At 62.0% G+C, this 24,478-nt stretch carries 21 protein-coding genes and 1 tRNA gene; 10 read left to right on the forward strand and 12 right to left on the reverse strand.

Features of this window, described 5'->3' with window-relative positions; genetic code table 11:
• The first annotated feature begins 15 nt into the window (after positions 1-15).
• The 3 genes from J2R99_RS16570 to J2R99_RS16580 all read left to right on the forward strand — a co-directional run bounded on the left by J2R99_RS16570 (position 16) and on the right by J2R99_RS16580 (position 3,283).
• Positions 16-447, forward strand: coding sequence for a tripartite tricarboxylate transporter TctB family protein (locus tag J2R99_RS16570; RefSeq protein ID WP_307155477.1), 432 nt, complete (start codon positions 16-18; stop codon positions 445-447).
• A gap of 18 nt (positions 448-465) precedes the next feature.
• A complete protein-coding gene (locus J2R99_RS16575) occupies positions 466-2,004 on the forward strand; it encodes a tripartite tricarboxylate transporter permease (RefSeq protein ID WP_307155478.1) in 1,539 nt (512 codons plus the stop codon).
• Positions 2,005-2,149: 145 nt separating this feature from the next.
• Complete coding sequence (locus tag J2R99_RS16580; RefSeq protein ID WP_307155479.1) at positions 2,150-3,283, forward strand: alpha/beta fold hydrolase; 1,134 nt, start codon at positions 2,150-2,152, stop codon at positions 3,281-3,283.
• Between the two features lie 40 nt (positions 3,284-3,323).
• Here J2R99_RS16580 and J2R99_RS16585 read toward each other — a convergent pair whose 3' ends face one another.
• The 4 genes from J2R99_RS16585 to J2R99_RS16600 form a co-directional block, all read right to left on the reverse strand.
• Positions 3,324-4,646: a TRAP transporter large permease gene (locus J2R99_RS16585; protein WP_307155480.1), complete on the reverse strand. Its 1,323-nt coding sequence runs from the start codon at positions 4,644-4,646 to the stop codon at positions 3,324-3,326.
• Positions 4,639-5,124, reverse strand: a complete 486-nt coding sequence (locus tag J2R99_RS16590) for a TRAP transporter small permease (RefSeq protein ID WP_307155481.1) — start codon at positions 5,122-5,124, stop codon at positions 4,639-4,641. The genes J2R99_RS16585 and J2R99_RS16590 overlap by 8 nt, the downstream gene beginning before the upstream one ends.
• Before the next feature lie 63 nt (positions 5,125-5,187).
• Positions 5,188-6,189 (reverse strand): DctP family TRAP transporter solute-binding subunit, encoded by a 1,002-nt coding sequence (locus J2R99_RS16595; RefSeq protein ID WP_307155482.1) that lies wholly within the window; start codon positions 6,187-6,189, stop codon positions 5,188-5,190.
• A 236-nt stretch (positions 6,190-6,425) separates the two neighbouring features.
• Positions 6,426-6,502: transfer RNA gene (locus J2R99_RS16600), tRNA-Ile, on the reverse strand.
• Positions 6,503-6,627: 125 nt separating this feature from the next.
• On the opposite strand from J2R99_RS16600, the gene J2R99_RS16605 reads away from it, so the two are divergent.
• The gene (locus tag J2R99_RS16605; protein ID WP_307155483.1) at positions 6,628-7,347 is read left to right on the forward strand and encodes an SIMPL domain-containing protein; all 720 of its coding nucleotides are present in this window, start codon (positions 6,628-6,630) and stop codon (positions 7,345-7,347) included.
• A gap of 89 nt (positions 7,348-7,436) precedes the next feature.
• Here the strand turns inward: J2R99_RS16605 and rpoD are convergent, their stop codons facing one another.
• The 5 genes from rpoD to J2R99_RS16630 form a co-directional block, all read right to left on the reverse strand.
• Positions 7,437-9,422, reverse strand: coding sequence for an RNA polymerase sigma factor RpoD (gene rpoD, locus J2R99_RS16610; protein ID WP_307155484.1), 1,986 nt, complete (start codon positions 9,420-9,422; stop codon positions 7,437-7,439).
• Positions 9,423-9,587: 165 nt separating this feature from the next.
• Positions 9,588-11,546, reverse strand: coding sequence for a DNA primase (gene dnaG, locus J2R99_RS16615; RefSeq protein WP_307155485.1), 1,959 nt, complete (start codon positions 11,544-11,546; stop codon positions 9,588-9,590).
• Between the two features lie 104 nt (positions 11,547-11,650).
• Positions 11,651-12,385: a DUF4396 domain-containing protein gene (locus J2R99_RS16620; protein ID WP_307155486.1), complete on the reverse strand. Its 735-nt coding sequence runs from the start codon at positions 12,383-12,385 to the stop codon at positions 11,651-11,653.
• Positions 12,386-12,556: 171 nt separating this feature from the next.
• Positions 12,557-13,021, reverse strand: a complete 465-nt coding sequence (locus tag J2R99_RS16625) for a GatB/YqeY domain-containing protein (protein WP_307155487.1) — start codon at positions 13,019-13,021, stop codon at positions 12,557-12,559.
• Between the two features lie 75 nt (positions 13,022-13,096).
• Complete coding sequence (locus J2R99_RS16630; RefSeq protein ID WP_307155488.1) at positions 13,097-13,261, reverse strand: hypothetical protein; 165 nt, start codon at positions 13,259-13,261, stop codon at positions 13,097-13,099.
• Here J2R99_RS16630 and carA point away from each other — a divergent pair.
• On the forward strand, positions 13,260-14,459 hold the full coding sequence (gene carA, locus J2R99_RS16635) for a glutamine-hydrolyzing carbamoyl-phosphate synthase small subunit (RefSeq protein WP_307155489.1): 1,200 nt from the start codon (positions 13,260-13,262) through the stop codon (positions 14,457-14,459). The two genes, J2R99_RS16630 and carA, sit on opposite strands and share 2 nt — an antisense overlap.
• A 39-nt stretch (positions 14,460-14,498) precedes the next feature.
• Here the strand turns inward: carA and J2R99_RS16640 are convergent, their stop codons facing one another.
• Both J2R99_RS16640 and ypfJ read right to left on the reverse strand, forming a co-directional pair.
• Complete coding sequence (locus J2R99_RS16640) at positions 14,499-15,023, reverse strand: DUF2937 family protein (RefSeq protein WP_307155490.1); 525 nt, start codon at positions 15,021-15,023, stop codon at positions 14,499-14,501.
• A 9-nt stretch (positions 15,024-15,032) separates the two neighbouring features.
• Positions 15,033-15,902 (reverse strand): KPN_02809 family neutral zinc metallopeptidase, encoded by an 870-nt coding sequence (gene ypfJ, locus J2R99_RS16645; protein ID WP_307155491.1) that lies wholly within the window; start codon positions 15,900-15,902, stop codon positions 15,033-15,035.
• 478 nt (positions 15,903-16,380) lie between these two features.
• Here ypfJ and J2R99_RS16650 point away from each other — a divergent pair, with 478 nt between their 5' ends.
• From J2R99_RS16650 to J2R99_RS16665, 4 genes are all read left to right on the forward strand, one after another.
• A complete protein-coding gene (locus J2R99_RS16650; RefSeq protein ID WP_307155751.1) occupies positions 16,381-16,665 on the forward strand; it encodes a helix-turn-helix domain-containing protein in 285 nt (94 codons plus the stop codon).
• A 168-nt stretch (positions 16,666-16,833) separates the two neighbouring features.
• Positions 16,834-20,091, forward strand: a complete 3,258-nt coding sequence (gene carB, locus J2R99_RS16655; protein WP_307155492.1) for a carbamoyl-phosphate synthase large subunit — start codon at positions 16,834-16,836, stop codon at positions 20,089-20,091.
• 93 nt (positions 20,092-20,184) lie between these two features.
• Positions 20,185-20,658 carry a transcription elongation factor GreA gene (greA, locus tag J2R99_RS16660; RefSeq protein WP_307155493.1) on the forward strand — a complete coding sequence of 158 codons (474 nt, stop codon included), beginning with the start codon at positions 20,185-20,187 and terminating at the stop codon, positions 20,656-20,658.
• Positions 20,659-20,763: 105 nt separating this feature from the next.
• Complete coding sequence (locus tag J2R99_RS16665; RefSeq protein ID WP_307155494.1) at positions 20,764-21,393, forward strand: glutathione S-transferase family protein; 630 nt, start codon at positions 20,764-20,766, stop codon at positions 21,391-21,393.
• An 872-nt stretch (positions 21,394-22,265) separates the two neighbouring features.
• Here J2R99_RS16665 and J2R99_RS16670 read toward each other — a convergent pair.
• Positions 22,266-22,883: a glutathione S-transferase family protein gene (locus J2R99_RS16670; protein ID WP_307155752.1), complete on the reverse strand. Its 618-nt coding sequence runs from the start codon at positions 22,881-22,883 to the stop codon at positions 22,266-22,268.
• 225 nt (positions 22,884-23,108) lie between these two features.
• On the opposite strand from J2R99_RS16670, the gene J2R99_RS16675 reads away from it, so the two are divergent.
• Positions 23,109-24,311, forward strand: coding sequence for a pyridoxal phosphate-dependent aminotransferase (locus J2R99_RS16675; RefSeq protein WP_307155495.1), 1,203 nt, complete (start codon positions 23,109-23,111; stop codon positions 24,309-24,311).
• The last annotated feature ends 167 nt before the right edge of the window (positions 24,312-24,478 follow it).

A 24,478-nucleotide genomic window follows, 5' to 3' on the forward strand; every position in this document is an offset into this window, starting at 1 on the left:
TAACGGGGAGAGCTCATGAGCGATCGGATACTCGGTGTGATCGGCATTGCACTTGCCGCCTTCTATATCTGGCAAGCGACCCTCATCCAGGAAAGCTTCATGTCCGACCCGGTCGGGCCGAAGACGTTTCCGATCATCATCGGCGTCATTCTCGGACTTTCCTCCATCTATTTCGTGATCAAGCCCGATCCGGAACCGCAATGGGCCAGCTTTGCGCGCACGATGGAGGTGCTCTTCGCCGCCGCGGTGCTCTTTGGCTACGCCTATGCGCTGCCGATCGGCGGCTTTGTCCTGACGACCGCAGTCACCGCAATGTTTCTGTCCTGGCGTCTCGGCGCGGGCCCCGTGCAAGCCGCGATCGCAGGTGCGACCATTTCAGTCGGCATCTATGTGCTGTTCGGCGTCGTCCTCGGCCTGTCGCTGGCACACGGCCCCTGGGGCTTTTGAGAAAGCGGAGGATTTTCAATGGACGCACTCTCCTCCCTTGCCGACGGTTTCGCTGTCGCCCTCACCTTCCAGAATCTGCTTCTGGCGCTCCTCGGCTGCTTCCTCGGTACGATCTTCGGCGCACTTCCGGGACTGGGGCCTTCGAACGGCGTCGCCATTCTCATCCCTCTCGCCTTCACGCTCGGGCTGCCGGCGACGCCGGCGCTGATTCTTCTGACCAGCGTCTATTACGGTGCCATGTATGGTGGGCGCATCTCGTCGATCCTGCTCAATATTCCAGGTGACGAGCCGGCGCTCATGACGACGCTCGACGGCTATCCGATGGCCCAGCAGGGCAAAGCCGGAGAGGCCCTCGCACTTTCCGGCATCGCCTCTTTTGTCGGCTCCTTCTTTGCCACCTGGGGGCTCGTCTTCCTCGCCCCGCAGCTCGTCAAGGTCGCCCTGCTCTTCGGCCCGGCGGAGTACTTCGCGCTCTTCACCCTCGCCTTTGCCACGCTTGGCGGTATCGCCAGCCGCAACCAGGCGAAGGCCGCCTTCTCCGCGGCTCTCGGTGTCGGCATCGCCATGATCGGCGTCGATGCCCAGACGGGCGTGCCGCGCTTCGCCTTCGGCGAGGTGCATCTTTACGACGGCATCGATTTTCTCGTCGCGATCGTCGGCCTGTTCGCAGTCTCCGAAGTGTTCATCTTCCTGGAACACCGCGGCGAAGAGGCTCACGCCCAAGGCGCCAGCAAGATGATCAACCGCGTCACCGCACCGCTTTCGATGCTCCGGAAGACGGCCGGCACGATGGGCCGTTCGACCGTTCTCGGCTTTCTCGCCGGCGTTCTGCCCGGCGCCGGTGCGTCGCTTGGCTCCTTCATCGCCTATTCGGTGGAAAAGCGCGTCTCCGACCGCAATGGCACCTTCGGCAAGGGCGACCCTCGCGGCGTTGCTGCGCCAGAGGCTGGCAACAATGCCGCCGCCGGTGGCGCCCTCGTTCCGATGCTGGCGCTCGGCGTTCCAGGCTCGGGCACGACGGCGGTGCTGCTCGCCATGCTGCTCGCCCTCAACATCACGCCTGGGCCGCTCCTCTTTCAGTCCAATCCGGATGTCGTCTGGGGTCTGATCGCAGCTCTCTTCATCGGCAACATCATCTTGCTGATCATGAACATCCCGCTCGTCTCTTTGTTCGTGCGGGTTCTTCTCGTACCGCCGAAATACCTGATGCCGGCGGTCGCGATGATCGCCTTCGTCGGCGTCTACGGCATTTCCGGTTCGACCTTCGACCTCGTCGTCATGGTGCTTTTCGGCCTGGGCGGCTGGCTGTTGCGCAAGCTCGACGTACCATTGGTGCCGGTGATCCTCGGCGTCCTCCTTGGAGGCCAAATGGAGGTCAATCTGCGCCGCGAGCTCACGATCTCCAACGGCGACTGGTCGGCGCTCGTCGATTCCTGGCTGTCGATCACGCTCTGGGGGCTCGCCATCGTCGGCTTCATCCTGCCCATTATCGTCGGCTCGTTCTTCCGCACCAATGTCGGCAAGGGCCGTTCGCGCGAAAGCGACGATCCGGATTGATCGGTGATTTCGGTGAGGCAGGGGCTCGTTTCTTGCAGCCCTGCCCCGCCTGACGGCGACTTGCCCGGGCTTTTGCGACACGCCACCTGCGGACGGGGAGCAGAAGAACGCCCAGTCTTTACCTCGTCACGGGGGAACCGTCGTCATGTCTCAAGGAACGCCGCGGCCGCATGAGTTCAAGCTCGCCAGCGTGCCGGCCTTCTGGCCGGTCGCCATGGCGTCCGCTCTCGTCGAAGAGGAAGCGGAACTCTATGCCCGCAACGTCAAATTCATCGAGGAGGAAATCAAGATCCATCACGAGCTGCGCCCGCAGCTTGCGACGGAGAACAGGATCCGCCTCGAACTGAGAACCATGCATCTGCGCGATTACGGACGCGAAGAAGGACGCCCGACACTCGTCGTCGCCCCTTATGCCGGGCACAGCGCCATGATCGCCGACTATCACAATGGCCAAAGCCTCGTCCAAACGCTGCTCGATGGCGGCATCGCCCATGTCGCCCTGACGGACTGGAAGTCGGCCACCCCCGACATGCGCGACTTCGAGGTCGACAATTATCTGGAAGAACTTCTCGTCGCGATCGAGGATCTCGGCGGTTCGGTCGATCTCGTCGGGCTCTGCCAGGGCGGCTGGGCATCGGCAATGCTTGCCGCGCGCTTTCCGGAGAAGGTCAACAGCCTCGTTCTCGCGGGAGCGCCCATCGACACGAATGCCGGCGACGGCCCCATCAAGCGCATGGTGCAGGCCTCTCCCCTTTCCTTCTACCGCGAACTCGTGGAACTCGGCGGGGGGCTGATGCTCGGCCGCTTCATGCTGCGCGGCTGGAAGAACATGCATCCGGCCGAACATTACATCGAGGAGCATATCGAGCTTTACGAGCATATCGACGATCCCGCCTATCTTGCCAAACGCGAGACCTTCGAGAGCTGGTACGAAAATCCGATCGATCTGCCGGGACGTTGGTATCTCCAGGTGATCAAGGAGATCTTCAAAGAGAACCGCTTCGCCAACGGCAGCTTCGTCGGCCTCGGGCGGCCGCTCAAGCTGAGCGATATCAGCTGTCCGGTCTACCTTCTTGCGGGTGCCGCCGACGACATCACCACACCCGAGCAGGTACTGGAGGCCGACCGGCTCCTTGGAACACCCCAAGACGCGATCGTGAAGGAGACAGTTCCGGGCGGCCATATCGGGCTCTTCATGAGCGCGCGCACCCTCTCGCAAACCTGGCCGAAGATTGCCCGCTGGATCGTCCGAACCTCCGCCATGCCTGCCGCGGCCTGACGCCGGCCATTCGCTGCCGCCGGCGGCCCTCCGCCAAGCCCTATTTGAGCGCCTCGACGAGCACGCTCGACAGGCTCGGAAAGGCGGCGATGAGGATGAGACCTATGAGGCTCGTGATCAGGAACGGCACGGCGCCGCGTGCGATCTTTTCCAGAGGCAGCGACGTCATGTTGGCCGCGACGTAAAGATTGATGCCAACGGGCGGCGTGAAGAGCCCGATCGCCAGATTTACCATCACCAGAACGCCGAACCAGACCGGATCCCAGCCGAGCTCGCGCATCACCGGCAGGAAGATCGGCAGCGTGATGAACATGATGGTGATTGCATCCATGAACATCCCGGCGATCAAGAGGATGAGCATGATGACGATGAGGATGACCCAGTGCTGGTCGCTCAGCCCGAGAAGCACGGTCGAATATTTGCCGATGAGGTCATCGACCGTCACGACCCAGCCGAAGAGGCTCGCATAGGCCACGACCAGCATGACGACGGCCGAGGATGCTGCAGCTGCGGACAACGCCTCGTAGAGCGTCGCAAAGCTCAAGGTGCGGTAGACGAGGCCGCCGACGAAGAGCGCATAGACGGTCGCCACGATCGCCGCTTCAGTCGGCGTGAAGATGCCGGAATAGATGCCGCCCAAGATGACGAGCGGGGTCATCAGCCCCCAGAAGGAATGCAGGAAGGAGCGCCACAGCCGCCGCCCGTATGGGAGCTCCGAAAAATCCTGCGGCATCAGGCGCTTGAGGCTCGGCGGCATCTCGCTCGTATCCGTCCTGGGCACGAAAGGCAGAGCAACGAGCATCAAAAGCCCCATGACGAGGCCCGGGATGATCGCTGCTGTGAAAAGATCCGAAATCGAGGTTTCCGCAATGACGCCGTAGATGACGAGGCCGATCGAGGGCGGAATGACGATGGAAAGCCCCGCACCCGTACAGACGAGGCCGGCCGCAAAGGCTTTTGGGTAACCATCCTCGGCCATGCCGCGCACGATCAACGGGCCGATTGCGGCGACTGATGCCGGTCCGGACCCGGAGACCGCACCCCAGAACAGGCAGACGACGGTTCCAACAAGTCCCATGCCGCCCGGCAAGCCACCGACGAGAATGCGGAAGAAAGAGATCATACGCTCGGCAATGCCGAGGGACCCCATCAACGTGCCGGCGAGGATGAAGAACGGGATCGCCAGCAGGGAGAATTTGGCGATACCGCTGGCGATGAGATCTCCCGCCATATCGAGACCGAAGCCGATCGCCCACATCGCATAGACGGCGGAAAGCCCGAGGGCGAACGCGACCGGCACGCGAAGGAACAACAGCACGAAGAACAGGATCACCATCTGCGTGCCGGCATCGAGGTCAAACATCGGCGACGACCTCATGCGTGTCACCGCGCCAGCGCTCGAAGGCATGCTGAATGTAGCGGATAATGACGAGCGCGAAGCCGAAAGGCAGCGCCACGCTGTAGTACCAGGCCGGGATCTGCAGCGCGTAGGAGCGCACACCACTCTCGAACTGGTTCGCGAAAAGCTGCCAGGTGAACCAGGCCGACATCGCGAGGAGAGCGACGGAGAGGACGCTCGACAGGACGAGGATCGCCCTCCGAATCGGCCTCGGCACGGCATCGTAGAGGATGGTCACGGCAAGATGCTCGCCGTTGCGTGCGGCGATGGCCGCGCCGAAAACCGTCAAAAGCAGAAAGCCGTTGGTGAGGAGCTCTTCCGTCGATGCGAGCGAATAGCTGGTCAGATAGCGCACGACCACATTGGCGAAGCCTAGGCCGGTCATCGCAAGAAGGATCACCGCGCAGACGATCTTCTCCGCTTCGCGCAACAGGAACGACACGAAACCTCCTCAAAGGCTGAACGTGCAGGCGGGCACAGACACCCCGCCTGCACGAGCGATGCCTCAGTTCGACTGAGCGATGGTGTCCTGGAAGCTCTTCACGAGATCCTCGCCCACCTTCTTCGACCAGGTGTCGAAGGCCGGCTTGGTCGCTTCGCGGAAAGCGTCGATCTCTTCGGCGTTCGGCTCGTAGACGTCCATTCCCTGTTCGCGTAGGAATTCGACGCCCTTGGCCGTGCCTTCACGGCTGATTTCCTTCTGGTATTCCATCGCCTCTTCGGCGGCCTTCTCCACCGTGGTCTTGGTCTGGTCGTCCCACGAATCCCACAGCTTCTCGCTGACGCCGAGGAAAAGCGGGTCGTAGGAATAGTGCCAGGTGGTCAGGTATTTCTGCACCTCGTAGACGCGCTGCGGGATGATGACGGCACCGATCGGGTTTTCCTGGCCGTCGACCACGCCCTGCTGCAGAGCCGGAAACGTCTCCGACCATTGCATCTGCTGCGGGTTGGCGCCGAGCGCCTGCATCACGTCGATGTACATCGGACCCGAGACGCGCATCTTGAGGCCCTGCATGTCCTCCGGCGTCTTGATCGGGCGGACATTGTTGGTCACTTCGCGGAAGCCGTTCTCGCCCCAGGCGAGAGCGATGATGCCGTGCTCTTTCAAGATCTCTTCGATCTTCTGTCCCGGCTCGCCGCTCGTCGTGGCGTCGACCGCGTCATAGTCCGAATAGAGGTACGGCAACGAGAAGACCGCAAGCTCCGGCACAAGCGGCGTGACATTGATCGCGGAGGTCAGCATGAAGTCGATGGAGCCACGGCTCACCATCTCCGTCTGCTTCATCTGGTCGCCGCCGGCGAGCTGCGCATTCGGGAAGATACGGACTTCCATCTTGCCGTCGGTCGCCTCACCCAGAAGCTCGTTGAACTTCTCGGCGCCCTTCTGCCAGGTCGTCGTGTTGCTGGTATTTTGCGACAAACGATAGGTTTCGGCCGAAGCCGGCCCCGCCATCGCGGCAAGCGTGGCGGAAAACAGCGCGATCGCGCCAAGTTTCGAAATTTTCATTTTCTTCCTCCCGTTTTCGCCTCACCAACACGAACGATTTTTCGGCAAAGCGCTCTTTGGTGATCGAAAAATCCATCTGAGGCCGCGCACAATACGGATGAGAGAGCCGCACGCAATGCCGTAAACGCCTCACCCATCGAGCGACAGGCTGCGCGGGGGCCGACGCCTCGCAGCGAGCAACCGAGGCGGGTGGCGCGCTTCAGACTTCGTCCGAGATGATACAAGGGAAGACGGTTTGGTGGGTCCGGCAGGACTCGAACCTGCAACCAAGCGGTTATGAGCCGCCGGCTCTAACCAATTGAGCTACGGACCCAGACAGGCGTCAGGTACGCGATTGGCCGGCACCGGGCAAGCCGGCGCGACGCAGCAGCCCCAAAAAGAGCCGCATTCGGCAGGCATTCGCACGGGCCACTGATTCATGCACCCCGGAGAACCGACATGCCGACCAGACGCCTTATCGCACCGGCCCTCGCCCTCTCGCTCGCCGCATTCGCAGCGCCGGCACTCGCTCAGAATGGACCGGACCGTCCGCAAATCACCGTCTCCGGAAATGGCGAGGCATTCGGCACGCCGGACATGGCGGTCGTCACGCTCGGCGTGTCAGAACAGGCGAAGAGCGCGCAGGAGGCGCTTCGCGCCAATTCAGAGGCGATGACGAAGGTGACCCAGGCGCTGAAAGACCAGGGCATCGCCGACCGCGACCTGCAGACCTCCGGCTTCTCCATCCAGCCTGTCTACGAGCAGCCGCGTCCGGGCCAGGTCTCCGAGCGCAAGATCGTCGGCTACCGCGTCGACAACCTCCTCACGGTCCGCATCCGCGACCTTGAAAGCGCCGGCTCGACTCTCGACAAGGTCGTGGAGCTCGGCTCCAACCGCATCCAGAATCTCTCCTTCACCATCGACGACCCGAAGCCGCTTGAGGAAGAGGCTCGCAAAAAGGCGGTCGAGGACGCGCGTGCGCGCGCCGAACAGCTCGCCGAGGCGGCCGGGATCACCCTCGGGCCGATCCAGTCGATCTCCGAACAGAGCTATGGCCGCCCGCAGCCGAAGATGATGGCGATGGTCCGCGCGCAAACGGACGAGGCAGCGGTGCCGCTGGAAGGCGGCGAAGTCTCCGTCGAGGTCCAGGTCAACATGGTCTGGGGGATCGAGGAGTAATCGGCACTTCCGCGATCTGAGCACGAGCGACTGCAACGAAAAAGCCCGGCGCAATGGCCGGGCTTTTTTTTATCTCTTGCCTTGGAGGCTCAGCTATCCAGGAAGCTCCGCAGCTTCCGCGAGCGGCTCGGATGCTTCAGCTTGCGGAGCGCTTTCGCTTCGATCTGCCGGATGCGTTCGCGGGTCACCGAAAACTGCTGACCGACCTCTTCGAGCGTGTGGTCGGTGTTCATGCCGATGCCGAAGCGCATGCGCAGCACGCGTTCTTCGCGAGCCGTGAGCGAGGCGAGGACGCGCGTCGTCGTCTCGCGCAGATTCGACTGGATCGCCGCGTCGATCGGCAGAATGGCATTCTTGTCCTCGATGAAATCGCCGAGATGGGAATCTTCCTCGTCGCCGATCGGCGTTTCGAGGCTGATCGGCTCCTTGGCGATCTTGAGGACTTTTCTGACCTTTTCGAGCGGCATCTGCAGCTTCTCGGCCAGCTCCTCCGGGGTCGGCTCGCGGCCGATCTCGTGCAGCATCTGGCGCGAGGTACGGACGATCTTGTTGATCGTCTCGATCATATGGACCGGGATGCGGATCGTGCGCGCCTGGTCGGCGATCGAGCGGGTGATCGCCTGGCGGATCCACCAGGTCGCATAGGTGGAGAACTTGTAGCCGCGGCGGTACTCGAACTTATCCACCGCCTTCATCAGGCCGATATTGCCTTCCTGAATCAGATCAAGGAATTGCAGGCCGCGATTCGTGTACTTTTTGGCGATCGAGATGACGAGCCGGAGGTTCGCCTCCACCATCTCCTTCTTCGCCTGTCGGGCCTCGCGCTCGCCCTTCTGCACCTTGTGGACGATGTTGCGGTACTCTGAGATTTCGAGTCCGGTGCTCGCCGCAAGTTCCTGAATTTCCGTGCGAATGCCGTGGATCTGATCCTTGCCGTTGGCGACGAAATCGCGCCAGCCCGGCGAGGTCAGACGCGCCACGCGACGGATCCAATGCGGGTCGTGCTCGTTGCCGCGATAATGCGACAGGAATTCCATGCGATCGACGCCATAGCCCTCGGCGAGGCGCATCAGCCTGGTGTCGAGCGAGACGAGCCGCTTGTTGATGTCGTAGAGCTGTTCGACCAGAGCGTCGATGCGGCCCTGGTTCAAGGACAGCGACTTCACCTCGGCGACGATCTCGTCGCGCAGCTTCTTGTAGCGGCGCTCCTGCGGCGGGGTCAGCGCCCGGCTCTGCATGTCGTTTTCGACAAGCGTGTCGTGCAGTTTCCTCAGACGCTTGTAATTGTCGGCGATGGTATCGAAGGTCGCGAGCACCTGCGGCTTGATCTCCGCCTCCATGGCGGCAAGCGACAGATTGTTCTCGTAATCGTCCTCGTCTTCGTCGCTCTCCTCGCCGCCTTCGGAGGTTTCCTCGGCTTCGGCCCCGCCCGCGGCCTGGCCCTGCGCGGGATCCGGCGCCTTGGCATCGGGCCCGGCATAGGTCGCTTCGAGATCGATGATGTCGCGCAGCAGCGTATCGCCGTTGTTGATCTCATCGCGCCAGATGATGATGGCCTGGAAGGTGAGCGGGCTTTCGCAAAGCCCTGCGATCATCGCCTCGCGGCCGGCCTCGATGCGCTTGGCGATCGCGATCTCGCCCTCGCGTGACAGGAGCTCCACCGCCCCCATCTCGCGCAGATACATACGCACGGGATCGTCGGTGCGGTCCGACGGCTCACGCTTGGTCGTCTTCTTGGTGACGGCGGTCGAACCGGCTTCCACGAGATCGCGGCCTTCCGATTCATCTTCTTCTTCCGCGTGCGGCTCGCTCTCCTCCGCTTCGTCGGCTTCCACCACGTTGATGCCCATATCGGAGAGCATCGACATGGTGTCCTCGATCTGCTCGGAGGTCACCTCCTCCGAAGGAAGGACGGAGTTGAGCTGATCGACCGTGACATAGCCGCGCTTCTTCGCCTCCTTGATCATGCGCTTTACAGCGGCATCTGAGAGATCAAGAAGCGGGCCATCGCTATGCTGGCCTTCGCGCGTCTCGTCCTTGGTTTCGGTCGTCTGGGGCTGGTTCGCTGTCGTCATTGATCCGTCGTCTCAGCGGTGCGATGGTCAATCGCCCGTGCTATCGCTGTCGAGGTTGCGTTCCAAACTAAGGGCGGCACCGTAAAGCGCCACTTAACCATGGCCCGCTTTATCGGCAATTTGTTTTTCTCGAACGCTCGACCGCTCGAACAAACTTGGCCCGCCTTAACGGCGAGCCTTGAAGGGATGAAGGAGAACGGTTTCCGTCTGCTCGTCTTCAAAGGCACGATGGCGGAGCCGCAGATCTTCCTCTTGTATATCCTTCAACCGGGTTAAACTGGTCTCAATCGTCTCGTTAGCAAGATCACGTGCTGCCTCCCGGCGCTCGTTAGATAGAGTTGTGGTGCGCAGACGCAAGAGGGCCGCGTCGTCCCAAATGGCTGCGGCTTTAAGAGAATCTCCGCTCGGCCCCAGATCGGCAAGGCCTGATGTGGCGAGCTTGCGGCCGATTGTCTCCACCAGCGCCGAATGTCCTTTTGTCTTCAGACGGTCAACGAGTGCGGCCGCCGTCAGCTCGGGCTCCTCGGAAAGCGCCAAAGCAATGGCACCTGCCAGCGTCGAAAGGGCTGCGTCTGCGAACGGAATTCGGCCGAGCATTTCGAGACGCTCCTCGGCGAGCTGAGGATGAGCCAGAAAAGCGCCGACCAGGATCGCGTCGGAAAGGCTGATCGCAGCCCCTGTTCGCCCGCCGCCCCGCACGAGCGCCGTCGACAAGAGACTGGTTGAGGCTTCGCCGAGCGCCTCGGGAGGCATGAAGCGCCCGCCCCTGCCGCCACCTTGCCGTCTCCCTCCACCGAAGTTCTGGCGGGACGTGCGGCCTTGCTGGGAGCCCCCGCCCCGGTTGCGACGACGCTCAAACAGACGGTCGCGGTAAAGCTGCTCGTAATTGCGGCGGACATCCGCATCGCCAATCTGTGCCACGGCGTCTTTGAGCGCTTTTTCGGCACCGGCGAGACGTTCCGGCGTATCGACAGGACCCCGCTCCATTTCCCGGCGCCAGAGCATCTCTGCAAGCGGGTTCGCCTGCTCAAGAAGCGATGCGAAAGCTGCCGACCCCGAGGCCCGGATCAGGTCATCCGGGTCCTGCCCTTCCGGCAGGAGTGCAAACAACAGGCTGCGGCCGGGCTTGAGATGCGGCAAGGCGAGATCGATCGCCCGTGCAGCCGCCTTGATGCCCGCCTGATCACCGTCGAAGCACAGGATCGGCTCTTCGGCCATCTGCCAGAGAAGCTGCAGCTGCTCTTCCGTCAAGGCCGTGCCGAGCGGCGCGACCGCCGCTTCGAAACCCGCGGCGACGAGGGCCATCACGTCGATATACCCTTCGACGGCGACCACCTTCTGACCCTTGGCGCTCGCCGCGCGGGCCATCTTCCCGTTGAAGAGAACGCGGCTCTTTGAGAAGAGCGGCGTCTCCGGCGAATTCAGATATTTGGCCTGGGCTTCCGGCGATAGGGCCCGTCCGCCGAAGGCGATGACGCGTCCCCTGAAATCGAGGATCGGAAAAATAATGCGATCGCGGAAACGATCATAGCTCACCGGAATGTCGTTGCCGGCGATGACGAGGCCGGCCTCCGCCATCTCCTCCGGCTTCACCCCCGCCTCTGCGAGATGATTTTTCAGCGCGTTGCGCGAGGACGGCGCAAAGCCGAGGCGGAAGCGGTTTTGGATGTCCTGTCCGAGGCCGCGATCGCGCAGATAAGCGCGCGCCCGAGCGCCATCCTTTCCGGCGAGGTTCTGCTCAAAAAAGGCAGCCGCCTTTTCCATCACCTCGACGAGCCCACCGCGGCGGGCCTGACGCGCCTCTTCGCGCGGGTCGGGGTCGGGCAGCTTCAGACCGGCATCGGCGGCAAGCTGCTCGACCGCCTCCGGAAAGGTCATCCCGTCGAGCTCGACGAGAAAGGTGAAATGATCGCCAGACACACCACAGCCGAAGCAATGATAGCGTCCACGGCGATTGTCGGCGTGGAAAGACGGCGTCTTCTCGCCATGAAACGGGCAGCAGGCCCAGTAGTCGCCGCGAGAGGGCAGCGACTTGCGCTTGTCCCATGCCACGCGCCGACCGACGACGTCGGAGATCGGAATCCGGCTTCGGATCGCGTCGAGAAAAGATGGCGGGAAACGCATCCGATCCTCTTAGCACAGCGGCGTGGAACGCTGCAGAAGAAATCCTATGGAGGCCCCGCCCTCCCCGCTACTCACAGCCCGCGCCCGCGGCGCGCCTGTCAGGCCTACATCTTCTCCTTGATGCCGGCGCGAATGAGCCACCAATTCACCGGATAGGCCGTCATGAAGCCGAAGATCATCGCGATCTGCATCATGAACCAGAACTCGACGCTCGTCACTTCGAGCTTCACCCCCAGGACGTGCGCGAAAATGTAGAAATGGGCGATGGCCATGAAGCCATACATGCCGACCTGCCAGGCTGTGAGCGAGAGCGCATCGGCTTTCACGGCCTGGATGAGACCCTGCACCGGGGACAGGTTCCGCATCGGCTTGATGGTGAAGTACTGGAAGGCCACGCCGAAGCCGAAGGCGAGGATATAATCGAGGATCCAGACGGCGAAGATCTTCTCCGAGAAGATCGTCTGCCAACCGAACCAGACGGCGACAGTCGGAAACAGAAAGGCGATCCACTCCGCGCAGATGTCGCCAAGGGTGCAACCGGATCCACAATGGCCGGTGCCCTTGCCGACCATCACGGGGAATGGCGTCAGGCGCTGGCTTGGTGGTGTTTCGTTCGCCTGCATCGCCGCGTGCATTTTTTCATGCGTCGCGAGCCGCCCATAGGTGAAGTAGGCCCACAGGGCGATGAGCGAGGCAAAGAGGGCGAGAGCCGGCCAGACGACGTTCATGATCCACATATGCTGTGGATGGCGTCCCTCATCGACGGCGATGATGAGAGCGCAGACGAAACCGAGAAGCAAAGACGCAATCGCAAGAATATGGAGCCAGGCTGGAACCATTGTCACATCCCAATCGTGCTGCTGAAGTATCGACTTTTCCAACAACCGATCGGCAGACGAGTTCCGGCAAGATACCTTGCATCTTCGGCGCATCCAGTGGCCCGCTCCGGCATTTCGGCGGGCAGACCTTCACGCGCCCAGATCGGCGCGCAAAGGCCCTGGAGATCGCGATCAGGAGCTCAGAATGTCTTTCACGACGGAGCTCGCCCGGGCGAAATCCATGCGCCCGGAATAGCGTTCCTTGAGCGTGCCCATGCACTTGCCCATGTCGCGCAGGCCCTGAGCGCCCACATCTCCGACCACATCGTGGCAGGCGCTTTTGAGCTCGTCGTCATCCATCTGCCGTGGCAAAAACGTGCGAATGACTTCGATTTCCTTGCGTTCCTGCTCGGCGAGTTCGAGGCGGGCATTCTCCTCGTAGATCTTGGAGGATTCCTCACGCTGGCGGATCATTTTCGTCAAGATCGACATGATCTCGTCGTTGGAGACCCCGTCCTTGCCTTTCGTCCTCGCCTCGATGTCGCGGTCCTTGATGGCCGCGTTGATCAACCGCAGCGTCGTCATGCGCACGCGGTCCTGTTTCTTCATAGCCTCTTTGAGGCCTTCGCTGATCTGATCGCGGATTCGATCAACCATGGGTCACCCCTTCGATGCGTCGTCAGACGCCTCAGATAAAATGAGAAGTGAAGTCTCGACGGTCGGCTTTGGGTCTCATGTGGGTCTCAACCATTCCTCGCGTTGACGCGACATGATCCGCCCACTAGGTATCGCGCGCTGCCCCAGCGCGCCATAGAGGTCGTCGATATAGGCACTCGCAGCGGGGACGCAAGAGAGCGCAAGCTCCACCTGTTGATGCTGACCGTCGGATCCGTTCATGACCGCCACTTCCTGGCCCGAAAACAAACCCACCGCATGTCTCGTCCTTGCCGATGGTACAATCATCGAAGGTGAAGGATTGGGGGCAACGGGCAAGTCGTCCGGCGAGGTCTGCTTCAACACCGCGATGACCGGTTATCAAGAGATTTTGACCGACCCCTCTTATGCCGGGCAGATCATCACGTTCACCTTCCCGCATATCGGCAATGTGGGCACGAACGACGAAGACGTCGAAACGGTGAACATGGCCCGCAACTCCGGTGTGGCGGGTTGCGTTTTGCGCGCACCGATCACGGAGCCGTCCAACTGGCGCGCGGCGAAGAATCTCGATGCGTGGCTGAAGTCGCGCGGCATCCCCGGCATTGCGGATGTCGATACCCGCGCGCTCACCAATCGTATCCGCGAAAACGGCATGGCGAATGCGGTGATCGTCCACGATCCGAACGGCAATTTCGACTACGAGGCGTTGAAAGCGGAAGCGGCCGCGATGCCGGCGATGGATGGGCAGGATCTCGTACCGGGCGTCACCTCCGCGCAGCGCTATGACTGGAACGAAACAAGCTGGAAGCCCGGCCAAGGCTACGGACATCGCGACGACGGCGAGTGCCACGTCGTGGTGGTGGATTACGGCATCAAACGGAACATCCTGCGTCTTCTGAGCGAAGAGGGCTGCAAGGTCACCGTTCTGCCGGCAACAGCCACGGCGGAGGATATTCTGTCCCTCAATCCGGACGGGGTTTTCCTCTCCAACGGCCCCGGCGATCCGGCCGCGACCGGCACCTATGCAGTTCCGGCGATTCGCAGCGTCATCGACAGCGGCACGCCGACATTCGGCATCTGCCTCGGCCATCAGATGATGGGTCTCGCGCTCGGCGGGAAGACGGCCAAGATGCATCAGGGCCATCACGGGGCCAATCATCCGGTCAAAGACAAGACCACGGGCAAGGTGGAAATCGTTTCGATGAACCACGGCTTCGCAATCGATCGCGACAGCCTGCCGCCCGAGGTTGAAGAGACACATATCTCCCTGTTCGACGGCTCCAATGCCGGGCTGCGCCTGAAGGACAAGCCGGTCTTTTCGGTGCAGTACCATCCCGAAGCATCGCCTGGTCCCCAGGACAGCCACTATCTTTTCCGGCGCTTCATGGATCTCGTTCACGAGAACCGCAAAGCGCCGACGGACAGGCCGCCGGCTTAAGCCGACGGACAGCGGAGACCGGCTCGCTCGATGCCGGTCTCAGCTCGAGGGGACTTCTGAGCGCGCCCGTCTCTGCAAAAAGAGAAAGCGCAGCATTTTACCTATAAGCCAGGCGAAAGTGCCGACGAGCGAGAGCCCGGACAAAGCCCATAAAGCTCCCGCTACTGTCACCGGAACGGCTGGTTCGTAGATCTGCCAGGCGCCCTTGACGATTTTCTGATCTGGGTTCCGGAATACGATCACCGGCCGCATCAGGGGCTCGGACAGCTCGAGCTCCGCCTCCTGACGGCTGAGTATCGAGAAGCGTGCGAGAAGACGCTTCATCGACAGGCCGCGATCCTTGAGGAACGGTTCCGGCGACTGGGCGTAAAGTGCCACAGCTTCGTCGCGGTCGAGCCCGTTGCGGCGAACGTCCGCATCGAAATCGGCCACGACCTGCCGCATTTCATCGACGGCGCCGCCGAGGCGTTGCCGATACTGCTGGGCGAATTCCGGCGCCTGCGAGCCCGCGAGACCTCCCGCCAGCGCGAGTGCCAGCACGGCCGTGCGGCCCGCAACGCTCATCCTTGCGCCTCAAAGCGTCGAAACGCTGAAAGTATCGCAGGCATCGAGATCTCCCGATTGATAGCCTTTGCGGAACCAACCTCGCCGCTCTTCCGACGAACCATGATTGAAAGCCTCGGGCACGACATAGCCTTGCGTGCGCTTCTGGATCATATCGTCGCCGATCTGGGTCGCCGCGTTCAGCGCCTCGTCGAGATCGCCCGCCTCCAGCAAGCCTTTGTCGCGCGTCCGGTTCGCCCAGATGCCGGCATAGCAATCGGCCTGAAGTTCGACACGGACAGAAAGGGCGTTGCCCGCGCGCTCGCTCATCCCCTGACGCATCTCGTTCACTTGCGAGAGAACGCCCGTCAGATTCTGGACATGATGGCCGACTTCATGCGCAATCACATAGGCTTGCGCAAAATCGCCGGGAGCACGAAAGCGCCGCCTCAGCTCTTCGAAAAAGGACAAATCGAGGTAGAGCTTCCGGTCCCCTGGACAATAAAACGGTCCAGCCGCCCTGCCCGCCAGGCCGCAGGCGGACCGGACAGAATTGTTGAAGAGGACAAGCGTGGGTTCAGGATAGTCCGCCCCCGCCTCGCGGAAAATGCCGCCCCAGACGTCTTCCGTCTCGGCAAGCACCGTGGCGACGAAATCGTCGGCTTCCGTTCGGGTGGAGGCGACGTCTCCAGACGGAGAGCGTTGTTCGCTTGAGATCTGCCCCGAGCTAGTCTCCACTTCGCGGAGGAGCTCCATCGGATTGATGCCGAAGACGAAGAAGAGGACTGCCGCGACGATCAGGAAGCCGATGCCGCCACCAGCACGTCCGATTGGCAGGGAGCTTCGCCCGCCGGTCCGATATTCGATATTGCTCGACTTCCGCCGACCCCGCCACCGCATCCCGTGCTCCGTCCGTTGCTGCGACGGGGAAAGAAACGGAGATGGCCGGCGGTTCCGTCGCCTGAAAGCAAAAACGCGGCCAGGGGAGCCGCGTTTTTGTTCATCACACTTCTTTTACAGCGTAATCGCCGTGAGAAACCTCAGCTGAACCAATGGCCTACACGCTTGAACAAGCGTGCCATGCCGCAGTTGAGAGTCGCGTAGCGATGCATATCCACGCGATCGTAACCCAGGCGAGCCCGCTGCAGGACGATGTCATTCAACATCTGAGAGCCCTCCTCTGACAGGTTGCGTCTGACGGCACGTAGGCCGTCAAAAGGAGCACTATTTGCGCCTTCATCGTGAATATGTGCACATTGTGCGCATTTGTCAAACCGGAAATGCACTTTTTGCGCCTTCACGATTTCGCTATAGGCCGCAGTGTAAAAAGCCCCTAAATTCGGTCAGCTGAAAGGGACCTGCCTTGGGCGTTTCCACGATGACACCCGACCAGTTCAAAGCCTGGCGAAAAAAGCTCGGAATGAAACAGAAAGAGGCAGCCGATCGGTTGGGCCTCAAAAAACGTATGATTCAGTATTACGAAACGGGCGAACGCGACGGCAAGAAGGTCAAGATCCCGAAATCCGTTCGCCTCGCCTGCTACGCGCTTTCGGTCGGGATTGCCGACTATGACGGCGAGACGGCATCGTACGAAGACGGCAAAGACACTGTCGAGGACACGAACGCCGAATCTGAGGCTTCCGCCATCGCAGAGTTGAGCTGACCCGCTTGCTCTCCGTCGTCTCGTTTCCGCTCTGGGGTCTGTGAGGCTGCAGGTCCACAGCACTCCAGGTGGCGGCTTTGCCTCTTGCGCGAATTCCTCTATAAGCGCGCAACTTTCCAACCACCCGGAACCGGCCGGGCCGAACGGCCCGCCTACCAGCACGCCCCCATGCCGAAACGCACCGACATCTCTTCCATTCTGGTTATTGGGGCCGGGCCGATCGTGATCGGCCAGGCCTGCGAATTCGATTATTCCGGCACACAAGCCTTGAAGGCTCTGAAGGCCGAAGGATATCGGGTCATCCTCGTCAATTCCAATCCGGCCACGATCATGACCGATCCGGATTTGGCGGACGCCACCTATATCGAGCCGATCACGCCCGACGTCGTCACCAAGATCATCGAAAAGGAGCGTCCCGACGCGCTCCTTCCAACGATGGGCGGGCAGACGGCGCTCAATTGCGCCTTGTCCGTGGCAAAGGCCGGCGTCCTCGATCGCTATGGCGTCACGATGATCGGCGCGCGCGCCGAAGTCATCGACAAAGCCGAGGACCGGGAGCTGTTCCGCGAGGCGATGACGAAGATCGGCCTCGATACGCCGACATCGCGTCTTGCCCATTCTCTTCCGGAAGCCCTTGCCGCGCTCGAAGAGATTGGCCTGCCGGCGATCATCCGCCCCTCCTTCACGCTCGGTGGCACCGGCGGCGGCATCGCCTACAACCGCGAAGAATTTCTCGAGATCGCCGAGCGCGGCATCGACGCCTCGCCCACCAACGAAATCCTGATCGAGGAATCGGTGCTCGGCTGGAAGGAGTACGAGATGGAGGTCGTCCGCGACAAAGCGGACAACTGCATCATCATCTGCTCCATCGAGAACATCGATCCGATGGGCGTGCACACGGGTGATTCGATCACCGTTGCTCCCGCCCTCACCCTCACCGACAAAGAATACCAGGTGATGCGGGACGCTTCGCTCGCGGTGTTGCGCGAGATCGGGGTGGAGACCGGCGGCTCGAACGTACAGTTCGCGATCAACCCGGCCGACGGGCGCATGGTCGTCATCGAGATGAATCCGCGCGTGTCGCGTTCCTCGGCGCTTGCCTCCAAGGCGACGGGCTTTCCGATCGCGAAAGTCGCGGCACGCCTTGCCGTCGGCTACACGCTCGACGAACTCGAAAACGAGATCACCGGCGGGGCGATGCCCGCCTCCTTCGAGCCGACGATCGATTACGTCGTGACCAAGATCCCGCGTTTCGCCTTCGAGAAATTCCCGGGAGCAGAGCCCTCTTTGACCACGTCGATGAAGTCCGTCGGCGAGGTGATGGCGATCGGGCGCTCGTTCAGCGAATCCCTGCAGAAGGCTCTTCGGGGCCTCGAGACCGGGCTCGACGGGTTGGACGAGGTGGTCATTCCGGGTCTCGGCGAAGGCGACGACAAGAACGCCATTCGCGCCGCGCTCGCCCGCCCCACTCCGGACCGGCTGTTGAAGGTGGCACAGGCGCTTCGTCTCGGCACTTCTTGCGAAGAGATCTACGAAGCCTGCGCCATCGATCCCTGGTTCTTGCGTGAGCTTGAAGGGCTGGTCGGCTGGGAGGAACGCATCCGCGCCAATGGCGTGCCGGAGGACAAGGTGGTGCTGCACCGCCTGAAGAGCCTCGGCTTTTCGGATGCTCGCCTCGCCAAGCTCGCAGGCACCGATGAAGAATCGGTGCGGGCGCTGCGCAACCGTCTCGGCGTCAGGCCGGTCTTCAAGCGCATCGACACATGTGCGGCCGAGTTCGCCGCCGCCACGGCCTATATGTACTCGACCTACGAACGGCCCTTCCGCGCCGGCGGCGAGGCTGAGGACGAAGCGCGTCCGAGCGACCGGGAAAAGATCGTCATTCTGGGCGGCGGACCGAACCGCATCGGTCAGGGCATCGAATTCGACTATTGCTGCTGCCATGCCGCCTTCGCGCTCGCCGATGCGGGCTATGAAACGATCATGATCAACTGCAACCCGGAGACGGTCTCCACCGACTACGACACCTCCGACCGGCTTTATTTCGAGCCGCTGACGGCGGAAGACGTGCTGGAGATCCTGCGGGTCGAACAGAGTGCCGGAACGCTGAAGGGCGTGATCGTGCAGTTTGGCGGCCAGACGCCGCTGAAACTCGCACAGCCGCTCGAAGAAGCCGGCATTCCGATCCTCGGAACCTCACCCGATGCGATCGACCTCGCCGAGGACCGCGACCGCTTCCAGAAAGTTCTTGGGAAGCTCGGCCTCAAACAGCCGCGCAACGGCATCGCCCATTCCGCAGAAGAAGCCTTCGCGATCGCCGAGAAGATCGGCTATCCCGTCGTCATCCGGCCGTCTTACGTGCTCGGCGGGCGCGCAATGGAAATCGTCCGCGATACCGCGCAGCTTGAGCGCTACATCAACGAGGCGGTGGTCGTCTCCGGCAAGTCTCCCGTCTTGATCGATTCCTATCTCGCCGATGCGATCGAGGTCGATGTCGATGCGCTTTGCGACGGCACCGATGTCGTCGTCTGCGGCATCATGGAGCATATCGAGGAAGCCGGGATCCATTCGGGCGATTCGGCCTGCTCGCTGCCGCCGCATTCTCTGTCCAAAGAGATCATCGAGGAGCTCGGCCGTCAGACGGCAGCGCTCGCCAAGGGGCTTTCCGTCGGCGGGCTCATGAACGTGCAATACGCGGTCAAGGGCGACGACATCTTCGTGCTGGAGGTCAACCCGCGCGCCTCGCGAACGGTGCCTTTCGTGGCAAAGGCCGTCGGCCGCCCGATCGCAAAGCTCGCCGCGCGGATCATGGCCGGCGAAAAGTTGAAGGATCTGGAGGCGACGCCGCTCGTCCACAAGCATGTGGCCGTGAAGGAAGCCGTCTTCCCCTTCGCCCGTTTCCCCGGTGTCGACACGGTCCTCGGACCGGAGATGCGCTCGACCGGCGAAGTGATGGGCCTCGACTACGATTTTGCCGTGGCCTTTGCCAAAAGCCAGCTCGCGGGTGGCGTGCAGCTTCCCACCGGCGGCACGGCTTTCGTCTCCGTGCGCGACGGCGACAAGCCGCGCGTCATGGAGACGGTGCGTCAGCTTGCATCCCTTGGTTTCACGATCATCGCGACGACCGGCACGCAGCGCTTTCTGGAAGAACACGGGATCGCCTGCGCCAAGGTAAACAAGGTACTTGAAGGCCGGCCACATATCGTCGATGCTATCAAGAATGGCGAGGTGCAGCTGGTCTTCAACACCACCGAAGGCGCTCAGGCCCTCGCCGACAGCCGGTCGCTGAGACGGGCCGCGCTGCTGCACAAAGTGCCTTATTTCACCACTTTGGCGGGAGCACGTGCTGCGGCACAGGGCATTGAAGCCCTTCTCGGCGGGCAGCTTGAAGTCAGGCCGCTACAATCCTATTTCGACGCGGCCTAAGTTAGTTTCGTCAAGCAGGGTGTTCCCCTCACCGGTGGAGCGCCCGCTTTTTTGTTGCCCCCAGCCCAAAAACGAGGCGTCGTGGAGGAGAAGATGGAAAAGATTCCGATGACCGCTGCCGGCCATGCGCAACTGGAATCGGAGCTCAAACGACTCACCTCCGAGGAAAGGCCGCGCATCATTCAGGCGATTTCTGAAGCTCGCGCGCATGGCGACCTCTCGGAGAATGCGGAATATCATGCCGCCAAGGAGCAACAGAGCCTGAACGAAGGCCGCATCGCGGAGCTTGAGGACAAGCTGTCGCGCGCCGACATTATCGACGTGTCGAAACTGACCGGCTCAACGGTGAAATTCGGCGCCAAGGTGAAACTCGTCGACGAAGACACCGACGAGGAAAAGACCTGGCAGATCGTCGGGGACATGGAGGCCGATGTCCGCCTCGGCCGCATCTCGATCTCCTCGCCGATCGCACGTGCCCTGATCGGCAAGAGCGTCGGCGATTCCGTCGAGGTTGCGGCTCCCGGAGGCGCGCACAGCTACGAGATCCTCGAGATCGTCTACGGCTGAGCACCCTCAGAGGGGTTTTCTACTCAAAGAGCGCGCCGGCACCGTCTTGCAGCCTATGGCGCGCTCCTGCTAACTGGCCCGCCTGACCTTAAGGCGGGCATTGCCATGATCGATCTTTACACCTGGACCACTCCGAACGGCCGCAAGGTCTCCATCGCTCTTGAGGAGATGGGGCTCGCCTATGAGGTCTATCCCATCGACATCATGGCGGACGAGCAATTCCGGCCGCAATTTCTCAAGATCAGCCCGAACAACAAGATCCCGGCGATCGTCGATCACGAGGGCGGCCAGGCGCTGATGGAATCGGGAGCCATCCTCCTCTATCTTTCAGAAAAGACCGGCAAATTCATGCCGACCGACGAGGCCGGCCGCTGGCGGGCGATGGAATGGCTGATGTGGCAGATGGGCGGGTTCGGCCCCATGCTCGGTCAGGCGCATCATTTCTTGAAGTTCAATCCCGGCAAGGCCCCCTACGCGGAGGAGCGTTACGCCAAGGAGGCTGCGCGCCTCTACAAAGTGCTCGATACGCAGCTCGCAGAGCACGATTATCTCGCCGGGGCCTATTCGATCGCGGACATGGCCGTCTGGCCCTGGGCGTCACGCTTCGAGTGGCAGGGGATCGATCTCGGCGATTTCCCGCATGTGCGCGATTGGTATCTGCGTATCGCCGACCGGCCCGCCGTCCAACGCGGCTACGATGTGCCGAAAAAGGACCAGGGCATTCCGCTGCCCTGACGGATCGGCGCAGCAAAGCGTAACGCTCCGCGCCCGCAGGCGCGAAGCTTCGATTTCCTGATGAGACTACTGCGTGCCGGCGTTCCCGCGTCGCACATCCACATCCGACGCACGGATTTCGTGCGCGGCCTCCATCAATTTGGCGGCCGCGCTGGCGCACGAATCCGCGCTCTCTTTCGGTGAGCACGTCACGCGGATCGTCGTATCGCCCTGGCGCAGTCTGAAGCTTGTGCCACCTTTGGCCATGCCATGCCCGCGATGGCCGTGCCACTTCATGCCGTGGTGGCCGCCGGGCCCCATGGCCGCAGGGCCGGGGCCCCTCTGACGCCAGCCGCCAGGTCCGGGTCGCTGCATCGGCTGTTGCCCTGCCCAATCGCCCGGATAGCCCCGGCCACCGCCATACCAATCATTACCAGGCCCATTCCCGGGCCCCATTCCGGCGCTGGGCGCCATCATGCAATTGCCCGGGCCCCAGCCGCCATAACCAGGCCCGCCCCAGCCGGAGCCACCCCAGCCAGAGCCGTAACGTTGCATCGGTGGGTTCTGCGAGGACGACGTATCATCGTCTGTCTGCGATGGCCCATCCTGATCGGGCATCATGTCCATATCCGGATCTGACTCCATGTCTTGATCGGGATTCGGCGCATTCATATCGGGCGGCGAAGCGGGTTGCTGAGCAGATTGTTCAGCCCCCGTCTGGGCATAGGCCAGTGTGGACATGCTAAGAGCGAGAGCGGTGCTCGCGGCAAGAAGTCTGCGCATTCGTATCTCCCATTGAGGCGCCCCTCCTTGACAGAACACGTGCAAAGAGCCCTTCGTTGCGTGAATTTCAGGTAACGTTTGCAGTACCCATTCCAGCGCACGGCCCACGCTCAGGCGGGGCGCCAATCGATCGTCACGTGCCCCCTCGCGGCGGCAACCCGCTCCAGCCAGCGGCGAATGCCCGGGAACGGATCGAGGTCGAAGCCGCCCTTCTCTTCCGCGTCATGCGTGTAGGCATAGAGCGCGATATCGGCGACGGAGAACGCATGGCCGGCGAGCCAGTCGTGCTTTGCAAGCCGCTTTTCCATCACGCGCAGAGCTTCGTTGCCCTTTTCAAGCAGCTCGCGCAGCCTCTCGGGCGTCGCTTGGGCGCGACGAGCTTCGTAAACGTGCAGCGCGCGACGTACGGCGATCGTAGGCTCGTGCGAATATTGTTCGAAGAACATCCATTCGTAGCACTTCGCTCGTTCGTAGCCGTCGTCCGGCAGGAAACGAGAGCCTTCCGCGAAATGCAGGAGAATTGCACCCGATTCGGCCAGAGCACGCCCGTCATCCAGGACGACAACAGGCGCCTTGCCGATCGGATTGATCTCGAGGAAGTCGTCCTTTCGGGTCGCACCGCTTGTCGTATCGATATCGACGATCCGAAACGGCAGACCGAGATGGGCAAAAAGCAACCGCACCTTATAGGAGTTGCCGGAATCCTGCATCGAATAGAGGGTCGCCATCATCGCCCTTCCGTTGTTGTCAGCTCTCAGGCTTTGCCGCTTGCTGCCCTCGCGGCAAGCAAATTGGGTTGAAGGGTTGCCTCAATCCTACTGAGGTACAGCCAGATCCCAGCGGCAAAGCGGATCTGCGATTGTGCGTTCGGCACGCTTGCGCCTTGCGCCTCCCGCGCCTTGGGCCTAGGTTTCGCGCCCGTTGCTAACTCCCTTCAGTCGGATTTCAAACTCATGGCCTTCCTTGCCGACAACCTCGCTCGTGTTCAGCCCTCCCAGACCATCGCCGTCGCCGAGAAAGCGCGCGAACTGAAAGCTCAGGGACGAGACGTCATCAGCCTCAGCGCGGGCGAGCCCGATTTCGACACGCCCGACAACGTCAAGGAAGCTGCGATCGCCGCCATCAAGCGGGGCGAAACGAAATACACGCCGGTTCCGGGCATCATGGAATTGCGCACGGCCATCGCAGAGAAATTCAAGCGCGAGAACGGCCTCACCTACAAGCCGACGCAGACCATCGTCGGAACCGGTGGAAAGCAGATTCTTTACAACGCGCTGGCAGCGACGCTTAACCCGGGTGACGAGGTCCTCATTCCGGCTCCCTATTGGGTGAGCTACCCGGATATGGTCCTCCTGAACGGCGGCGAGCCGCGCTTCGTCGACACGACGCTTGAAAACAAGTTCAAGCTGACGCCGGAAGCCCTCGAGGGCGCGCTCACGCCGAAGACCAAATGGTTGATCTTCAACTCGCCCTCCAACCCTTCCGGCGCGGCCTACACCGAAGCCGAATTGAAGGCTCTCGCGGCGGTTTTGATGAAGCATCCGCATGTGTGGATCATGTCGGACGACATGTACGAGCACCTTCTCTACACCGACGAGCCGTTTTCCACCCTCGCCGCGGCAGAGCCGGAGCTCTATTCGCGCACGCTCACGATGAACGGCGTGTCGAAGGCCTATGCGATGACCGGCTGGCGTATCGGCTATGCCGGCGGCCCGGACGAGCTCATCAAGGCAATGAGCAAGATCCAGAGCCAGCAGACATCCGGCACCTGCTCTATCGCGCAATGGGCCGCGGTCGAGGCGCTGACCGGGCCGCAGGATTTCGTCGAGAGTTCCCGCAAGGTCTTCCAAAAGCGGCGCGATCTCGTCGTGTCGATGCTCAACCAGAGTGCGCTTTTGGAATGTCCCGAGCCAGAAGGCGCATTCTACGTCTATCCGTCCTGCGCGGCGGCAATCGGGAAAAAGTCGCCCTCAGGCAAGACGCTCGAGAACGACCAGGATTTCGTCACGGAGCTTCTCGAAGCAGAGGGCGTCGCGGTTGTGCATGGCGGAGCCTTCGGTCTCGGCCCGAACTTCCGCATTTCATATGCGACGTCGACGGAAGCGCTCGAGGCAGCCTGCGAACGCATCCAGCGTTTCTGCAACACGCTGAGCTGAAGCCGGATCGAACCGGCGGCTACGGCAGCCGGGCTTTTTCACGCCGGAGGCGCGGCGCCTCGAGCGTACCGAAAGCTCCAGACGAAAAGAAAAGGGGCGGCCCGCACAAGCGAGCCGCCCCAAATTTTTGTCGTCTGTCTTCCGCTCACATGCGGAACGAGTCTTCC

Origin of the sequence: Rhodopseudomonas julia, assembly GCF_030813515.1 — a bacterium.
Classification (GTDB): Bacteria; Pseudomonadota; Alphaproteobacteria; order Rhizobiales; family Afifellaceae; genus Afifella; species Afifella julia.